This window comes from Lutibacter agarilyticus (assembly GCF_900188235.1).
Lineage (GTDB): Bacteria > Bacteroidota > Bacteroidia > Flavobacteriales > Flavobacteriaceae > Lutibacter > Lutibacter agarilyticus.
Map to the genome: position 1 here is coordinate 352,282 of NZ_FZNT01000001.1, position 17,468 is coordinate 369,749.

Consider the following 17,468-nt stretch of genomic DNA (forward strand, 5'->3'; position numbering starts at 1 on the left):
TTTTTAAAATGGTAAATTATTGGTGTCTAAATAATTTTTTTGGTCTTTATTCTTTTTTTGAATTTTAGGGTCAACATAAGCGTATGGTTCTCCAATAATTTTAAAAAGGCTGGGTAATAGATGTTTTTTACTAAAGTCAGTAAAATCGCTAGGTGTATTTTTATATCGATTTACTAATAATTTCGCATCGTTTTCTGCATTATAACCTAACTCATTTTTTAAATCAACTATACGGCAAGTTATTTCAATATCACTTTTTACATCATCATCTAAATTTTCCAAATAATTTAATGCTTCTCCTTCATTATTTTTACCTATAAGTAATGAGTAATTATAGTGTAAATAACTAGCTTTGGGATTTAATTCTAACCCTCGATTTATTGCTTTTTTAGCAGCTTCTAAACGTCCTAAATTTTTATTACCAATATAAAGCATATTCCAAACTGATTCATCTTGGTCATCAAATCTTTTAAGGTACTCTTCAGCTGTTTCAACAACGCCTCTATAATTTTTAACCTCTGAAAATTTCCAAATTAAGCTTCGTAATAACTCTTTTTCACTTCTTAAATTTTTGGATAATTTTGATGTGTTGATTTCTTTTTTAAGGTTGAAGATTTCCAATTCTTCTTCAGATAACTTCCCAATACCGTATGGGTTTTCGAATTCGGCATTACCAATTAAATCGTCATCGGCATAAACTTTCATTTTGAAAACTTTATCAATTGTTACTTCAGCTTCAATCTTTACAACTGTATTTATATTATAAAAAGATTCAAGTGTTGAACGGATTTCTCCAACAGGGAAATCAACACCATTAATGCAAACAGGAACTATAACTTTTTGATTTAAATTACTTTGTAACTTAAAATTTGGTATCGTCACTTTTTGAGGTAATGATTGTCCACGTTCTAAAATAGGATAAAACCGTTTGTTTTTTAATACAACGCCAATGGTGTCACTAGTAATTGGACTGATTAGAGAGACATTATGTACATTTAAAAAGTATGAATACACAGCAGCTCCTTCAGCAACTAATTTATCTGGTTCGTGAGAAGTTAATGATTTTGAATTTGACAATTTTTCATTGCATAAAGAGTGTAGCAATGGATTAAAACTACTTCCTCCAACATAAAGTACATAATCAATCTCATCTAGCCCTAAAACTGCCTTTTCAATAATATCAGAAATCGAGGCGCTTATTGTTGTAATTGTCTTATCAATGTAATTAAAAGAATAACTTTTCCCTCTAAATAATTTAGTAAACAAATCTTTAAACTCATTAGCATTAATAGTAATGTCTCCTAAATCATAATCTGTATTTTTATACTTAATTTTACATTCCGTATGTGTGTATTTTATATTGTCTATATTTATAGTGCTAACATCTTCATCAACAATTTTTAAGCTTAATTTATTAGAGATTCCAATTTTTAAACCTTCTCCTATCAATGCTAGTTGTGGAAGAATAATGTCTTTAACATCAATACTATCAATAACATCAAATTGTTTATATATTTTTTTAAATTTTGGCACTAAAAATTCTTCAGCAATAAGAGTATCAATATCTTGCCCCCCTAAATCATTATACCTAGAAATAGCTCTATTACTTATAGTAATACCTTTATCCTTTTTGAAATCTATATTTAGAATTGACAAATCAGTTGTACCACCTCCAAAATCAATAACTAAAACATTCTTATTCTTAATGTTTTTAGCCCATTCTACTTTTTCTTCATTTGAAAGCCTATTAAAATAGCCTAAAAAAGCAGCATTAGGCTCATCAATTAACATATTATTTGAAGTTTCTATTTTAGCCATTTTAGCAGCCTTTAATACATCTTTACGTTGATTAGCTTGAAAAGAAGCTGGTACGGTTATAATTGTATTAGCTAATGGCGTATCATTGAAACGAGATTTTCTTATATAGTTTAAAATACCACCAGCAATTTTATAAGGCATATTTAACTTCTCACTTATTGCATTAGGATACATTGGGTGATGGTCTATACCTAACTCTAACTTCCAATGATAGAATAAATTCTTTTTAAACTCAAATTGAGGGTGCCCTTTTAAATGGTACAAGTTGGTTCCTACATATGGTTTGCCATTGTAAATACCCACTATTGAAGCTACCTTTTCATCTTCAATAGTCGGATTAAACTCAAAAGGACTTTCTTGGTTTACCTTTATAAATTGTATTGGAACAGTCATATTTTCTTTTAAGTTGACATATTCAGAATCGATAGAACACATTAAAGTTGTGGTTGTACCTAAATCTATTCCAAAACATTTTTTTTCATTAGATAAGTTTTGTTGCTTTTCTAATGTATCATCTATAGGGTAAATAACTATATCTTCCATAACTTTTTTTACAATTTAGCTTAATTTTTTGTTTTTTTCTTTTTTCAGTTCAATTGATTTTTATATTAATCCAATTGATTTTATTCTACTTATTCTAAATGTTCTTTCTTCGCCTCTTAAATGGCAAAAACCTTTTATATGGTCATTATTATAACCATCTAATTTAAACTCATTATTGAAACTAACATTACTTAAACGTCTGCTACTATATGTTCCGTCATATTTTCTATATTCTATTTTAATATCATGATTATTTGAAATAGCTTGTCTAATTTTACTTCTTATACCTTGAGTTGGTTTTGTAGCAGACCTATTGGATTGTACTCTAGTATTTTTTTTATACGAACTTCTAGAATGAGCTGTATAATTAGAATTAAACTCATTTTTGTTCGTTGAAGAAAAATTATTAATAAGATTACTAATAAGATAAATGATAAAAATAGTTGTAATGATAAATATTATAAATCCCATACTCTAGCTTATCTTATTTGTTTAACATCTATCCAATCAAACTTTTTAACCTTGGCTTTTGCTTTGGTATCATTTAAACCAGCTACTTTTTTAATAGCTGTTCCAAACTTGTTGTAGTTTACCAATACACCATCATCAAGGTCTATAGGTATACGTTCTGTTGCTAGTGGATACAATACATCTCTTTCGTATTCTTGTAGCTCACGAAGCACTACATTAAGTTTATCTTTTTCTTTAGATGCTTTGGTTTGCTCACTTGAAGAACCAGTTTCAATTAAATGGTTTAAATGCTCTATATGTGTATTTAGTTTTTCTCGGTATTCTTTTAAATAGCCATTTAATATTTGGTTTAACGTATCTGGCGTGTAGCGGTGCATATAAATAAGCACATTAAAACTACCTTTTGGTGATGAGAACATCCAATAGATTGGTCTTTTCTTATAACGTTTTATATGGTCTGGATAAAAATCTTTTACAAAATATTTACGGACATCTTTACCCAAGCATTCTTCTACAAATGCTAAGTTTTTCTCAAAGTTGGGTTTGCCAAAAGCAACTTTTAAAAACTCATTAAACCTGTTTACAATATCATCTTCAAACCATTCATCATCTAGTATTGGAATAATGTTATCATCATCTGGTAGGAAGGATACTTCAGTTTCACTCATACCCACTTTCTCAAGGTAATCTTCTAAGGTTTCGCCTTGGTTTGCGAGTATTAAACCTTCTTTATCTAGACTATAGCGACCAAACATACAACCTACCGCATAGCTCATAAATTGTGCAAATATTTCTTTTTCTTGAAATACCAACTGGTTGTTTACAATCTTGGTTTCTTCTTTTAAAATGGTAATATCCTTTAAAGGAACATCTGGCGTTAACTCATCTTGTAAGCCATAGATGTCTATAAACTGTTTGTTGAGTTCTTCTTCATTTTTATGGAGTTGAAAGAATTTATTTTTCCAGTATTGTTTATATAAATCATAGGTTTCTTCTATATCTTGGCCAATTATTCGAATTAGTTCATTTTGTGTAAATAATGATGAATTCTCTTTACTATTCCAAGCGATTTTAGATGCTGATACTAAATTATTTACTAAATTATTTACGAATGATTCATTTTTGTAACGTATTGGTAATTTAGCAATATCTCCACTTAAGATTGATAAAGTAGGCGAAAATACTTCGAGAATTGTTAAACTAATTTTTGAGTTTAAAAACCCTAGAATGTAATTTATTTTCTCTTTATTGGGAAAGGCAGATGGACCAGAAGATGAAAATATTATTCCTTCATCAAAATATCTAAATGTTGGTGTTCCCGAAGTAACTCCTCCCCAAGTTATTCCTTTTTTAAAATATAAACTTTCACTACGAATTTCTTTAGTATAACTGCCACCATTATACTTTTCAATAATATAATCTTTTAACTCTTGACCATTATTGGACCAATTAATAATGTACGAATTCATTCCATACCATTTACATTGTCCTCCTCCTTTATTCAAAAGATTCCATTTTTTGTTGTTTGAAAGAACTTCTGACTTTGAAACACCTTCAAAACTCGTGTTATAAAAATCCATCTCATACCAATACTTTACGAATCTAACATCATTTAAGGTAACTAGTCCTTTTCTTGGGTTAGCAATTTCTTTTAGAGTTTCACACTCATTAAATAATTTTACTATTTCTAAATTTAACCAATACCCAATTGGATAACCAGGAATTTTTATAAAATCTGTTTGATTGACAGTGTAAAACCAACCACAATTTGGATTTTGTATAGCTTCAAGTGTTTTAGGTGATTGTACCTTTGAACCTTTAAAATCACTTAAACGAATGTAGCTTCCTTTGGCATCTGAAATACTATTATTCCTTAAAGTAAATGTGCAAATAGGTACAGTTGCACCATCAAACCCTGAGTATTCAAGTTGAATTAGATTATTTATGAAATGTTTGTTAATTATAATTTCCCTTAGTTTATCATAACTTAATATAAACATCCAAACAAATGGTGTCATATATCCTGTTAAACCATCTTCGTTACAAAGTTCTAAGCAACGTAAAATAAAAGTGGCAAATAGGTCTGATTTTGTTTCTGGATAGGTAGCTTCAACATATTGCTTCAAACTTCCTTCCATACGTGACGAACTGATGTATGGGGGATTTGTAACAACAACATCATAGCGTTGCCCTAATAAATCATATAGTTTTTTTACTTCTGCTTGTCGCTCTCCAAATAATGAGTTTTTATCAACCTTATAGGCTTTAGCTTCTTCAGGTTCAATTGTAATTAAAGAACCTAAGGCAGTAGCGTTTTTAAAATGATTATCAAACTCAAAATCTTGGTAAAAAGAAATATTAGGTTGAATGTGTTTCTTTTCAACAGCACGAAGGAATCTTCTATGTTTTTGCTGTCCCTTCATTAATAATACAAATGATGCTAATTGAGCAGCTCGTTGGTCTATATCTACTCCATACAAATTTTTTGTGATGATAAGTTCTGGAATCTCGGATGGGTTATACCCTTGTTCCTCATACATTTTATAAAAAACATCAAAAGCGTAAGACAAAATATGACCAGAACCTACACAAGGTTCGAAGAACTTGATATCCTCTATACTTTTAGTTGCTCTTGCTTGTAATTGCTCTTTATAAGCTGGTTTTATATAAAATTCTAGGTTATCAGTAACTTTTGTAGTTGGATTAATTTCAGACCATAGTTGTCCCAATGTATTATCCACCATATATTCCACAATCCATTTGGGTGTAAACAATTGAGATGCTGGAGCTAAATCTTCCTTTTTATATTTCTTTTTAGAACTAATTAATTCATCATTTAGTTCAGAAATATAAAACTGATACAACCAACCAATAATTTCTACTTCTTGGCAATCTTCATCATTCATTCCATCTATAATATCTTGTACAATGGAAAATTCAGAAATTAAATCATCTGGTAATAATAACTCGCTATAATCACTTAACTTTTCAAACAAAAAAGGAAAAACTATGTTGAGGTGGTTACAAGCTCCAATTAATAATTCCTTGTAGGCTTCGTTTTGAGCATTTGTACTTGGTATTTTACCATCCAATACATCGTAAATATGTTGTTGATTTACGGGTAGCTCATCAGGAATATTTCCTTGTTTGGCTTCGTCTAAAATTTCAGGTAATGTATATCCAGATTTAGGAGTCACCACTCGTATGCCAATAGGTTGATAATCGTTGGCATCCATAAAACGCAATGCCATTAAACGGTTAAACCACGTATAAGCAACTTTGTCTATAACTTGTTCTTTACTGGATGCATTGATAGCTTCTTGTAGTTTTTTTACTTGCGATGCTTTTTCACGTAATAGGGAAGAGTCAGTATTTAAAACCAATTCTAACTTAGCACCAATTTGTGATATTAATTTGGTACGAGCTTCTTGAGCGAATTTTTTTAGGGTGTTGGTGTTCATATAGCAATTAATTTCTATAGGCTTGTTTAGCGTCATTTACTAGTTTCTTTATTACTTCTATATTTGCTGGTATATCTTTTTTATTTAACCTCATTCTATACTGTTTCCAATTTTTATCATAAGGTAACGTATCTATGTCGGAGTGCTCTAATAACTCATCGTGCTCTTCAGACTTTACCAGTTTAACATTCATAATAACAACAGATTTTCGTGGTACAAATTCTATAAAATTATTAGCCATATTATTTTTCTCTAAACCTATATAATGCTTGTTGTATTTAGGTTTATATTCACTAACTAATTCACCTAGTTCCTTAAAAATATTATCCATCAATTTTAAAGATTGAATAGTTGCTCTTTTTTCCCAATAATTTCTATCAGAAGGCTCAGAAACAATATCTTCATCAAGCAATTCAAATTTTAATTCATCTAATACTTTTGTAAAAAATAATGAAATATTATCTTCGACTTTAATTGCTTTAACTTGAATTGCAATTAAGGGAATAAAACCATTGAATAATGAAATTACATTTAAAAAACGACTTGTAATATCTTCAGCAATTATGACTGCACAGTGTTCATATTGTGGATTTTTTTTTCGTTCTAAATCCCAGTACTCTATAGTTCTAATAATATGGGTTTCATCTGTTTTCCCTAGTTGAATTTCCACTTCATACCTCCTATTATCTTCAGGGTCATATAATATTGTATCCAAACGACCTCCTCCTAATAGTATTTTTTCAGTATCTCTAAATTCTAGCTCTCCTAAACCAATTACACTAGGGTCCTCTTCAATTCTTGCTTGCAACCATTTTTCGTTATACTCATTACTATTTTTAAGACTAATAATTTCTGGCTTTGTATATTTCATAACAATTATTTTAATTACAATGTGATTTTAAGATTTTGGTGTATGCGTTCTAAATAGGCTTCTTTTAAAGCTTCCATATACGCTTCCACATCATCTTCAGTAGCTAATTCGTGCTTTACAAATTCAACGTGAATGCTACTCTTTTTGATGTATTTTGGTGTTGTTTTTTTATACTCTTTATTTCCATCACCTTCAGCTGATTTTGGAGTTAACCATTCCGTCATTAAATTCATTTGACTATTATACAGGTGGTCATCCATAGTACGAGTAATATCTCTAATATTACCAATAAAGCGTTCTTCAGCTATTTTCTTTTTTAAATCGAGTATTGTTTTTTGAATTTGCCGTTGTTGCACCTCCTCAATTTTGCCGTATTCTTCCGAATCTTTAATTGCTTTCTCAATCGCATTCAACTTCGTATTGAATATTTCCTTTTCATAGTTGATAGCTTCCAATACTTTTTTTGTCAGGCTATCTTTTGACGCTTTTGCCAGTTGAATGCCATTTCCTTTGTATGGAGTTTCACTTTTAAGAATGGTTTCTAGGGTTTTAACCTCATCGCCTTCAATAAAATTTAGATTGGCATTGTTACTATTCATTAATTTTTTAACCTCATCGTAAATTTTTACTTGGTCACCATTCATAAACCGTTTAATTGGGTCCAATAAATTCTCTTTGGTATCTAATAAGTTATCCTCAAAATCAGCAAGGTTGGTAATAAAATAACTATATTCTTTTTTAGATAACTTATCCAATTTTTCGCTGAAATCTTCTAACGTTTTTAGGAAGTGATATTCATTTTTACGAGCCAGCAATTGATTCACACCAACAGCCATTTCCTTTATTTCATTTTTAAAAGCGTTAGCCACATCTTTAGGTTCTTTTAACGGACACGATTCGTCAAAAGCATCTTTATAGACTTGTTTTAATTTTTTTACAGCATTTAAATCAAAATTTGCTTGTGGCTCTAATAAGGTTGTTGCGTGCTTCGAACTATTCAATAATGAGTTCAATACATCTTGGTCCTCTAATATGTTTGAACCTTGCATTACTTCAATTTTCCCTCGCTTGTACAACCTTGCTGTAATAGTCCAAATGGCATTTGGATACCAACCATATGGTTTGCGTGAGAAGTGTGTTTTAAGGTCGTTCAAACAGGTTCTATCTGCTTGTTTCTTTCGTCTATTGATGATATTTAACACTTCTGATTCCGCTTCTGAAATGGTAGCATCATCCGCTCCAAATAAATCATCTTGTCTTGAAACAATGGTAGCTTTTATAGTATCTTCACTATACTGTGTTGTACCCAACATTCTAAGGCTCGAATACACTGTTTTTATCAAGTCTTGAAATGCATTTACTACACGAGTTTTACCATCAGCTGTTTGACCCAGTTCGTGTTTAGAACCATTCATATACACGGTAGACTTTGCCAACGAATTATTAGCAATTAGCATTAAATTTCTCCGTCTTTCCGCATTTAATTGTGCTTTGTCCTGAAGAATTCTTTTACGTTCTGTTGGATTGGATGTAGATTGATTTTGTTTTACGTATTTATGTGTCCGTAAATACATTTTAACATCTTTCATAAATACAGCATCAGAACTCAACACCATCTTCATACTGGTACTTCCCATTGTTTGGGATTGTATGAAAAGTAGGTTTTCATAATCATTATAATTTTCTGTAATGATTTCAATTTCTAACTCCTTTTCTCTCCCAAATACAGAACCATCAATCTTGGTCGTAAAATCGTAATCTTGCTTGTTATCCAAGTATTTTATTTTGTTGTCACGTATAATTTCATCAAATAAAATTTCTTTTAATAATTGCGTAACAGCTGTGTCATCTATCTCAGTCTCTTTAATTTCTTCTTCAATATCTCGTTCATCATCCGTTAAAAACTCATACAAATCACCATTCCGTTGAACGTAATTTTGGTTTTCAAGGATATTAAGTGCCTCATCAATGTTTTTTTCGTGTTTTTTAATATCGATGTTTATATCATCAATCATTAACACTGAAATATTTCTTTTTGTTGTTTTAAAGTTTCCAAAGTATTTAACTAGGAATAATGCTTTTAATACCTGTTTCGCAAAATTGTTATCCAGATTTCGTTCTGCTAAAATCACAGAGCTTTGGATTTCACCACGTAATTCGTTACGAATACCTTCAAACATTAAGTCGAAACTCACCAAGGCTTTGTCATCTCTATCTTCAATTTTTTGAATCACTTGTTGAAACACTCCCAACATAGAACGTTCTCCAACGGAAGCGTGTTTTCCTTGGAATGCATTATGTGTTGACAATGCTCTTCTACATTGTTGAAACAAATCAAATTGATAAGGAACCAATGGAAATTTATTTCCAAAATCAGCACCGCCTGAATATCCTTTAAACTGAACACCAGCTTCAGAAAATGATAATAATGATTCTAAATGTGCACTTTCTTTTTTATAAGAAGCCACCAATTGTTTTTGAGCATCACTATTTTTCTTTAATAAACGCTTTTCTATTACTTCATCCACATTTGCAGAAGTCAATGGGACTTTAATTTTAAAACGAGCCTGAATACGTGAAAAGTCATTTTGTTGTTGCTTGTTCATATCTCCAACAACCTTCTCCATATCTTCTTGAGACGTAACCAATATCCAAGATTTTCCGTGTGTTCTTGTGGCCAAGGTTTCAGCGATAGTTTGTAAATTTAGCATCAGTTTAGTGTTGTCACTAATGTACTGCCCAACTTCATCCACAAAGAAATTTAGTCTAAAATTTGATGGTTTTGTTTTTAGATAGTTATGAACTCTTTCAGCAAAATCTTCAATGGATTGTTTTTGTTTATCTTCTAAATCATCTAAAATATCTTCATATTTTGATGCATCTGTATTATTTAATTTACCCAATACTTCAGCAATATCGTCAGTTACCATCGGGTCGAAATAATCAATTCTAGCTTCTTCCCAAGATTTTCCGTGCTTGGTATTAAAGTTGGTTTTGAACGTATCGTACTGACCTTGTTTATCCAGCCACATTTCAAATTCCGCAACGTGAGGTTGAAAACCATAATACCCTAAATGGTCAAAAAACACTTTATAAAATACAGATAAAATGGCATTCTCATCAGATTTGCTTGTAATCTGAGCTTGCTGGTCTATGTTGAATAAAACAGATTCTGAAGGTATTTTGGAGGCTCTAAGAACATCGGCTTTTAACATTTCGTCATTTTCAATCTTTTCAGCAAATAACTCTCCACTTTTATAACCATCAAACTCTTTATTTTCTAGTGTATACGATAGAATTTTTAACAAGTGAGATTTACCACTTCCGAAAAAACCTGAAATCCAAACGCCATTAGCTCCAGCGTAATCGTTGTATTCAGAGAAGAGGTCTCTAATTTTTTTTCCAATTTCATTGGTGATTACATATTCAGCTACCTCATCAGAGATATGCTCACGGTCATCAGCTTTAATTACTGTTTCAATTGGTCTATTAATGTCTTTTTCAAAAAACTTCTTTATCATAATAATCTATTTTGCTTCAATTTTATCAATATTAAATGCTCGGTAATAATTGTCATCTTTCAACAGTCCAAAAAGATTTAAAGAATGCCCATCATAATCCCCAGGGAAAAACATCACCGTTGGAGCCTCTTTTGCTATATTCTGTAGGTTGTTTAATACATTGTGAGACCTAATAAATGGATACACCAATCCAACACCCGTTAGGAAATAAATCTTGGCATCACTTTCCAATATTTTCTTTTCAATTCTAGGCATCAATACTTGATGTATATTTAAAGAGGACTGCAACGCTCTTAAAAATTTATCTTTAGATTTTCTCTTTTCTACTCGAAACATTCGCTCCACACCACCTTTTTCTTCAAGTATTTCACATACTAAATCATATAAGTTGATTTCTAAAATAGGCACACCAGCGGTGTCTAATTTCTTTTTCAACAGTTGAATCGACTCAGCTATTTTGAGTTCTTGTTCGGCTTTATATGGCGATATAAAGAAGGGTATTTCACCACCCAATCCATCTTTTCTTAAAAATCTATTAGATGATAGTTTCTTATATAAATCATCAAACTTTTTTACAATTTCTACCATATTAATTTATATTTTCTATATCCATATCACTCATAAAAAAGACTTTTAGCCATTGTTTGTTGTCCGATGCAATTGTATTGACAACGTTGGCATCTAAAAGTTGAGGTTGAATCATTTTATTTTTTACGTTATCTATAATCCCAGCTTCCTCCAATATTTTAAAGGTGACTTGTCGAATTGCACTCTGTGTTCTATCTGTTAAATTCTCCATTTCTGGATGTAGTTCTAATTTTCGCCTGTAAAATGAAATATAATCTCCTTCGGTAATTTGATAATCAAACACCAACAATTTTTCACGTAGAACTTCCACCACAAAATCTCTAATGAATTTATGGGACTTACATACTGATAAAAATGCGAGTTGTTTTTGCGTACCGAAATCTCCTGAAAGGAATAATTCAAATTCCCTTTCAGTGAATTGTTTCAATCTTTTTTTGATTTCTACCAACCTTCGTTGGCCAGTGTTTCTATTTCCATCACCAAAATCTACCATCACAATTGGAAGCCCTACATTCATTGCTTTAGCTACTTTGGCCATTTCGTTGGTTCTTAAAGAAAATCCTGTAAACGAGAAATTGTATTTGTTAGTTTTTGCCATTAATTTACTAAATCGTTTAGATGAACATTCAGCACTTCACTCAACTTTTCAAGATTTCGTTTGGAAGGTGTACTTTTTTCTTTTACCCAATTGCTCATAGTTACGGTACTAACCCCAATTCGCTGGGCAAGCCAATTTTGTTTTACCCCTTTAGATTTTAGTAATTCTTTTAACAGCATCTATTTAATAAAAATTAAAGTTTCTCTTCATCAAATATAATGAAATGGATTTTTAGAATGGTTCTAAATAATTAAATATTTTAGCGATAATGGTTTAAAAAGAGGAATAAAGATTTGTTTAGTAATTTGTACTATATATCATATAAAATATGTTCAAATACGGTTCTGAACTCTTTTATAGCTGGTGTATTTTTTCCTTTTTGATTACTTATGTAAAGAAAGTCAAACAAGTTTTGTGTTTTTCTAATATTGAAATGAGTTTTTAGAGCTTTGACGGTAGGTGAATGAAGCCCTTTTAGTTCAATAATCCTTCTTCCGTACATTATTTGTGTGGATTTGGTGGTGAATTTTTCCGCATGTTGGAATCCCGTAACTTGAAGTGTGTTTTGTATTTCTCTATGTAGTGAATTTTGTGTTAGAGGGTTCAATCTATTGGTGACGAAACAGTCCCCTTTAAGACTTGCAGTTTCTGCTGAGAAAAATAATCGTTCTAATTTTCTTTTTTTATTCAATTTCTTATCCTCTAGCATTAATCTACAATAAAGTTTTATTTTAGTTTCTGTTTTTTCATCTACTTTAATCAGATTTCTTCCATATTTAAACTCCCTTTTTATTTCAAAATCATATGTGTTGTAAAATTTATGTGCTTTATGTCCTAATCCACTGACCTTGTTCTTAATTACGTAAGTATCTTTATTTTCTGGGATGCATAAAATGTCAGACCATTTTAGCTTAAGTAATGCAGATGGACGAATTCCATTTGTTAAACTTAGCATTAATAACACCAACACTCCTTGATTTTTAATGTCATACATGTGAAGGCTTAAGTTTTGTAAAAAATCATAAAAAACTTGAAAATGCTGAAATGGATAATGTTTTTTAGAATCTTTTATAAGTGCATAAAAATGCTTGTCATCATCCAAAAAACTTCTAGGCTCACCAAAGGAATATCTTTGGTTCAAATTTTCTATAATTGATAGATTGGATAGGTCGTATTTAATCTCCGATTTTGAATCATATCCCAAAAAAGCAAAGAGCTGTTCATTGGTTTCAATTTTAAATAACCCCTTGAGAAGCTTGCCCGTCTTATTTGAATGGCCACAAGTTTCGACAACTCTTCTACCGAAGATTATTTGGGTTAAGTGTTCGTTCCTATATTCTGACCATTCATCTTTATCTATTTTATCTACTCTACGAATTCCAAGAGCGATGTTGGTTCCTAGTAGCCACCTATCAAGAGTTTGAGGGCTTTTAAAGCTTTCTGCTATTTGCTTGTCAAAGTCTGGTTGATTTAAGGATGTGTAAAACTGAATCAGCTGATTTTTAATTTTCTCATTAATAGGAAAATCATAATTTCTATTGAGATTAAAGTTCTCCACACAAACAGCACCTCCTTTGCTGTTATACTTGAATATAGCATTCCATTTCAATTTGATTAAGTCTTTGAGGGGGAGACCTGTTGAGAGGGCTACCAGAAGTATTGTTTTGTAAATCACTTGGTCGGGAAACACTTTGTCCGCCTCATTGGGAGTAAGTAATTTCAACATTATTTGATTGAAATTAAGGTTTTTAACTATTAAAAGCGTGATTTTGTCCATAAATAGCTTAAGTAATAATACAAATATATTAAATAATATTACTTAAGACCTTTAATTTAAAGGTTTTATATCGGTGCGTGAAATCATTCAATTATTGGAAGCATCTTTTTTAAACGAAAAACAAACAGTATCTTTGTAGGGAATTTAGCTTGCAAGTGGCTCAAATTGAGATTGTTAAACGGACTGAAAACATATGGTCCAATTTAAAACTTATCATTATGAAAAAATACAGCGTTAGAGTAAACATTTTAAAATCAAATGCAACAGGAACAATTAAATCGGAGGATTTTGAATACACCTTCCAAGAACCATCTTTAATTGAATCACGCAACAATGCAATATCGAAGGTCAAAGAACTTCAAGAGCTCTTTAATTATGGAATGCCAGAAGGAGGCAAATTTAGCTCACCACTGGAGGCTGAATTGAAAGGGTTCAAAGACTTTAATGCCTATTCAATAGATTTATACTTTATAGTCGATGAGGATTATGATTATCAAATTTATGGAGAGGAAGAACTAACCATAGAAGCATTGGAACAAGAAGCCTATCATTACGCTCAAGAAGGCAATGTTGAATTCACGGAGATTGAAGATTTGGAAGGTGAATATGTTGAGGTTCTTGAGTCTGATTTAGAATTCTTACTGAATTAAATATTCGAATCAATGCTATGATTAGGAATTGAAGTAAACCAAGTTAAAATCCTCAATATCTGAGGTAAATAAACATCTGTTATCTGTTAATTAAAAATTCAGGAAAATCCTGAGGGTGGATACCTATGTCTAAAAACAAAAAAGTAATAATAATTAAAAAGTGAAAATTATGAGTAAAACAACAATTGAATGGACCCAAGTGGTCTGGAATCCGACAACTGGCTGTACTGAATGTTCAGCGGGATGTGCAAACTGTTATGCAAAAATAATGTCCAAAAGACTTCAAGCTATGGGGCAAATAAAGTACAAAGACAACTTTGAAGTACGTATTCACCCAAGTGAATTGGAAAGACCTTACAAGTGGAAAAAGCCAAGAGTGGTGTTTGTAAACTCAATGAGCGACCTCTTCCACAAGGAAGTTCCGCTGGAATTTATCAAACAAGTATTCAAAGTGATGAATGAGAACCTTCAGCACACTTTTCAAGTGTTAACCAAGCGTGCTGAAAGATTGTTCGAATTACACGAAGAGCTTGAATGGACCTCAAATATATGGATGGGGGTTAGTGTTGAAAATCAGAAGGTAATGGATAGAATCGACTTCCTAAGAAGTACCGATGCACAAACCAAGTTCCTTTCACTTGAACCTCTGCTGGGAGCACTACCAAATATGAATTTATCGGGTATAGATTGGGCAATCGTAGGTGGCGAATCTGGTCCGAAATCCAGACCAATTGAAAAGTCTTGGGTTGAAGATATCCAATTGCAATGCAAAGAACAAAAAACTGCTTTCTTCTTCAAGCAATGGGGTGGAAAAAACAAAAAAAAGGCTGGGCGATTGTTGAATGGAAAAACATATGATGAAATGCCAGTCATTTTCAATCAATCGGCATAAACAAATTAATACTAATCGAGTGGAAGGCTCAAAAAATGGTTTTCCACTCACAAACTTTAAAAATATGAAAGAAATAAAAAATCTTGTATTTGAGTTGCAAAAAACTCAATTACCAAATTATGAAGAGTGTCACAACTTCCTTGGGTTTGATACCATTGAAATACTTGCATTCAATTATGACGGACAAGGAAATGCTCTAGTATTAGAAAATGGGGAAATTAGTTATATGAATCAAGATGAATTAAGGTTTCTATTCTATGCTGGTTGGTATAAACTTATCAAGGATGGAGCTAATTAATATCCATTTGGATAGGCTTTTTTCAATCTGGAGCATATTTATAATTGAAGGCCATAGGTGTTCAACTGGATGCTGAGAGAATTGACTGCTCTCAGCTTCTGCTCCAGTTTAAATAAAGCAGAATAAAAATCATAAATGTTTAATGCAGAATAAAAATTACTATGAAAGAAATCAAACTACAAGAAAATGGCTTATTACCCAATAATCAAATTCAATTATCTAAAACGGATGCTAATAAGGAATTAAGTCAATTAAATAGAAATAATACCAATAAATTATTAAATAATAAATCAAATAATAAGTTATTAACTAATATTAACAATATCTCCTTCATTAATGATGTAGGAATATATGATGAGGTAATAAGTAATAAATCTATAGATACAATAAGGGATGCAGCGTGTTTTGATGACAATATTACTACTGATATTCGTGCACAATTCCCCCTGTTTTTTATCAATAGAAATATCATTAAGATTCCTACAAAGGTCAGAACTACCATTGAAAGATTTATACCTAAAGAATTGCTTAGAGAAATACATTCAAACAGAGATGTCGCTATAGAATTATGTCTGATGTTTACCACCCAACTAACCTCCACATATTTTGAAATACAAGATAATCCAGAGTCAGAGGGATGGAAATCTCTTCATGCGAAGTATCTAAGAGAGTTTTTAAGCATAAACCCTAATACATATAAGGACGTTAGAACAGCCTTGGAGCATCATACAAAACAGGGTCCTATTATAGAGTGTGACCACAAACACATCGAAGGTGAAAAGAACTTTGATTATCGCTTTGGAGAGGCTTATGTCGGCAAAGGAATGGTAAGTTATCATTTGAAAACAAAAGAGGCTCAAAGACTCTTAAACAAGCATTTTATAAGGGTTTATAAGAGGTCTCAATCAAATCCAATTGTCAAAAATCTCTTAGAGTTTTATGAAGATGTTTCATTGCCAACAATAGACCAAATATGGGAAGAAGGTGATAGACTTAGAAAATCGGATTATAAGACAAAAAAAGGTAAATTATTAAAAAAGTTAGGGCATAAAAGTAGGTCAGAATTCAAAGACCCACAAAAAATTTCATTTATCGAAGATTCGGTTAAAATATTCAAATACTTAACCGAAGATGGACTGATGTATCCAGAAGTTGGAAGTAAAAAAAGTGGAGGTAGAATTATTGATTCATTCACTTTGATGCCATCTTGGATTAGGAATATGATAAAGATTAAAGGTGAAACTAATGTAGAAGCCGATTATTCCTGTTTGCACCCTAATATTTCCATTGGTTTATATGATGGAACAAAAGAACACCTAACTCACAATGATTTAGCATTGGCAATGAGTACGGATGTTAGTATTATTAAAAAGGAACATCTATCTTTTTTCAATAAGAAAGTACCGCATATGAAAGCATCCCCATTATACGATTTTTATGAAAAGAATGAGCCAAAGATGCTCCAAAATATAATTGATGAAAAATACGCAAGTGAATATAAACACAAGATAACTTCTCGAAGATTATTTGCGAAAGAAGTTGAAATCATGACTGAGGTTGTTGAGATATTAAATGAAGATTTCATCTATGTTGGATATGTATATGACGCTCTGATTTGTCACCCTAGCGATGCGAATAGAGTGAAAGAAGTCATGGATTCCATAATCTTAAAACAAGGTGTTAAAACCTCTGCAAAGCTCTCAAATGACAGCACAGAGTCTATAAGTTCCGATGTTGAAGTTGATAAGAAATATATAAGGGTTGATGTTAAGTTAATTAACTTCGATATTAGAATCAGGTCAATGGTTCTGGAGGAAATAAACAAAGGAGATGAGGTTGTTTTTAAGGATGCGATTATTGAATTTGAAGATAAATCTACATTTTATGACAAAGTGTTAAGAATATATGATAGAATAAACCCAGAGTTAATTTATGTAATCGAAAGCCATATTCTTAATCCTTTAAATAATTGATTAATTT

General features: G+C 31.2%; 13 protein-coding genes. 4 read left to right on the forward strand and 9 right to left on the reverse strand.

Features of this window, described 5'->3' with window-relative positions:
* Positions 1-3: 3 nt before the first annotated feature.
* The 9 genes from CHB67_RS01375 to CHB67_RS01415 form a co-directional block, all read right to left on the reverse strand.
* Positions 4-2,361, reverse strand: coding sequence for an Hsp70 family protein (locus CHB67_RS01375; protein ID WP_089379942.1), 2,358 nt, complete (start codon positions 2,359-2,361; stop codon positions 4-6).
* Positions 2,362-2,421: 60 nt separating this feature from the next.
* Positions 2,422-2,832, reverse strand: coding sequence for a WYL domain-containing protein (locus CHB67_RS01380; protein ID WP_089379943.1), 411 nt, complete (start codon positions 2,830-2,832; stop codon positions 2,422-2,424).
* An 8-nt stretch (positions 2,833-2,840) separates the two neighbouring features.
* Positions 2,841-6,293 carry a BREX-1 system adenine-specific DNA-methyltransferase PglX gene (gene pglX / locus CHB67_RS01385; RefSeq protein WP_089379944.1) on the reverse strand — a complete coding sequence of 1,151 codons (3,453 nt, stop codon included), beginning with the start codon at positions 6,291-6,293 and terminating at the stop codon, positions 2,841-2,843.
* A 7-nt stretch (positions 6,294-6,300) separates the two neighbouring features.
* Positions 6,301-7,164, reverse strand: coding sequence for a hypothetical protein (locus CHB67_RS01390; protein ID WP_089379945.1), 864 nt, complete (start codon positions 7,162-7,164; stop codon positions 6,301-6,303).
* A 14-nt stretch (positions 7,165-7,178) separates the two neighbouring features.
* Complete coding sequence (gene brxC / locus CHB67_RS01395; protein ID WP_089379946.1) at positions 7,179-10,685, reverse strand: BREX system P-loop protein BrxC; 3,507 nt, start codon at positions 10,683-10,685, stop codon at positions 7,179-7,181.
* A gap of 6 nt (positions 10,686-10,691) precedes the next feature.
* Entirely contained in the window at positions 10,692-11,273 is a 582-nt protein-coding gene (locus CHB67_RS01400) for a DUF1788 domain-containing protein (RefSeq protein ID WP_089379947.1), read from the reverse strand.
* Position 11,274: 1 nt separating this feature from the next.
* Positions 11,275-11,871 (reverse strand): DUF1819 family protein, encoded by a 597-nt coding sequence (locus CHB67_RS01405; RefSeq protein WP_089379948.1) that lies wholly within the window; start codon positions 11,869-11,871, stop codon positions 11,275-11,277.
* Positions 11,871-12,050, reverse strand: a complete 180-nt coding sequence (locus tag CHB67_RS01410; protein ID WP_089379949.1) for a helix-turn-helix domain-containing protein — start codon at positions 12,048-12,050, stop codon at positions 11,871-11,873. Before CHB67_RS01410 ends, CHB67_RS01405 begins: the two co-directional genes overlap by 1 nt.
* A gap of 131 nt (positions 12,051-12,181) precedes the next feature.
* On the reverse strand, positions 12,182-13,648 hold the full coding sequence (locus CHB67_RS01415; protein ID WP_089379950.1) for a hypothetical protein: 1,467 nt from the start codon (positions 13,646-13,648) through the stop codon (positions 12,182-12,184).
* A gap of 218 nt (positions 13,649-13,866) precedes the next feature.
* Here CHB67_RS01415 and CHB67_RS01420 point away from each other — a divergent pair, with 218 nt between their 5' ends.
* The 4 genes from CHB67_RS01420 (at position 13,867) to CHB67_RS01435 (ending at position 17,461) form a co-directional block, all read left to right on the forward strand.
* Positions 13,867-14,298 carry a hypothetical protein gene (locus CHB67_RS01420; RefSeq protein ID WP_141119666.1) on the forward strand — a complete coding sequence of 144 codons (432 nt, stop codon included), beginning with the start codon at positions 13,867-13,869 and terminating at the stop codon, positions 14,296-14,298.
* Between the two features lie 169 nt (positions 14,299-14,467).
* The gene (locus tag CHB67_RS01425; protein ID WP_089379952.1) at positions 14,468-15,190 is read left to right on the forward strand and encodes a DUF5131 family protein; all 723 of its coding nucleotides are present in this window, start codon (positions 14,468-14,470) and stop codon (positions 15,188-15,190) included.
* A 64-nt stretch (positions 15,191-15,254) separates the two neighbouring features.
* Positions 15,255-15,488 (forward strand): hypothetical protein, encoded by a 234-nt coding sequence (locus CHB67_RS01430; protein WP_141119667.1) that lies wholly within the window; start codon positions 15,255-15,257, stop codon positions 15,486-15,488.
* A 161-nt stretch (positions 15,489-15,649) separates the two neighbouring features.
* Positions 15,650-17,461, forward strand: coding sequence for a hypothetical protein (locus tag CHB67_RS01435; RefSeq protein WP_089379954.1), 1,812 nt, complete (start codon positions 15,650-15,652; stop codon positions 17,459-17,461).
* Positions 17,462-17,468: the final 7 nt, after the last annotated feature.

What these genes read in the sequence shown, in the direction of transcription:
- CHB67_RS01400 (WP_089379947.1), bottom strand. Translation starts at nt 11,273, where the DNA reads ATGGTAGAAATTGTAAAAAAGTTTGATGATTTATATAAGAAACTATCA.
- brxC (WP_089379946.1), bottom strand. Translation starts at nt 10,685, where the DNA reads ATGATAAAGAAGTTTTTTGAAAAAGACATTAATAGACCAATTGAAACA.
- CHB67_RS01425 (WP_089379952.1), top strand. Translation starts at nt 14,468, where the DNA reads ATGAGTAAAACAACAATTGAATGGACCCAAGTGGTCTGGAATCCGACA.
- pglX (WP_089379944.1), bottom strand. Translation starts at nt 6,293, where the DNA reads ATGAACACCAACACCCTAAAAAAATTCGCTCAAGAAGCTCGTACCAAA.
- CHB67_RS01380 (WP_089379943.1), bottom strand. Translation starts at nt 2,832, where the DNA reads ATGGGATTTATAATATTTATCATTACAACTATTTTTATCATTTATCTT.
- CHB67_RS01435 (WP_089379954.1), top strand. Translation starts at nt 15,650, where the DNA reads ATGAAAGAAATCAAACTACAAGAAAATGGCTTATTACCCAATAATCAA.
- CHB67_RS01375 (WP_089379942.1), bottom strand. Translation starts at nt 2,361, where the DNA reads ATGGAAGATATAGTTATTTACCCTATAGATGATACATTAGAAAAGCAA.
- CHB67_RS01430 (WP_141119667.1), top strand. Translation starts at nt 15,255, where the DNA reads ATGAAAGAAATAAAAAATCTTGTATTTGAGTTGCAAAAAACTCAATTA.
- CHB67_RS01390 (WP_089379945.1), bottom strand. Translation starts at nt 7,164, where the DNA reads ATGAAATATACAAAGCCAGAAATTATTAGTCTTAAAAATAGTAATGAG.
- CHB67_RS01415 (WP_089379950.1), bottom strand. Translation starts at nt 13,648, where the DNA reads ATGGACAAAATCACGCTTTTAATAGTTAAAAACCTTAATTTCAATCAA.
- CHB67_RS01410 (WP_089379949.1), bottom strand. Translation starts at nt 12,050, where the DNA reads ATGCTGTTAAAAGAATTACTAAAATCTAAAGGGGTAAAACAAAATTGG.
- CHB67_RS01405 (WP_089379948.1), bottom strand. Translation starts at nt 11,871, where the DNA reads ATGGCAAAAACTAACAAATACAATTTCTCGTTTACAGGATTTTCTTTA.
- CHB67_RS01420 (WP_141119666.1), top strand. Translation starts at nt 13,867, where the DNA reads ATGAAAAAATACAGCGTTAGAGTAAACATTTTAAAATCAAATGCAACA.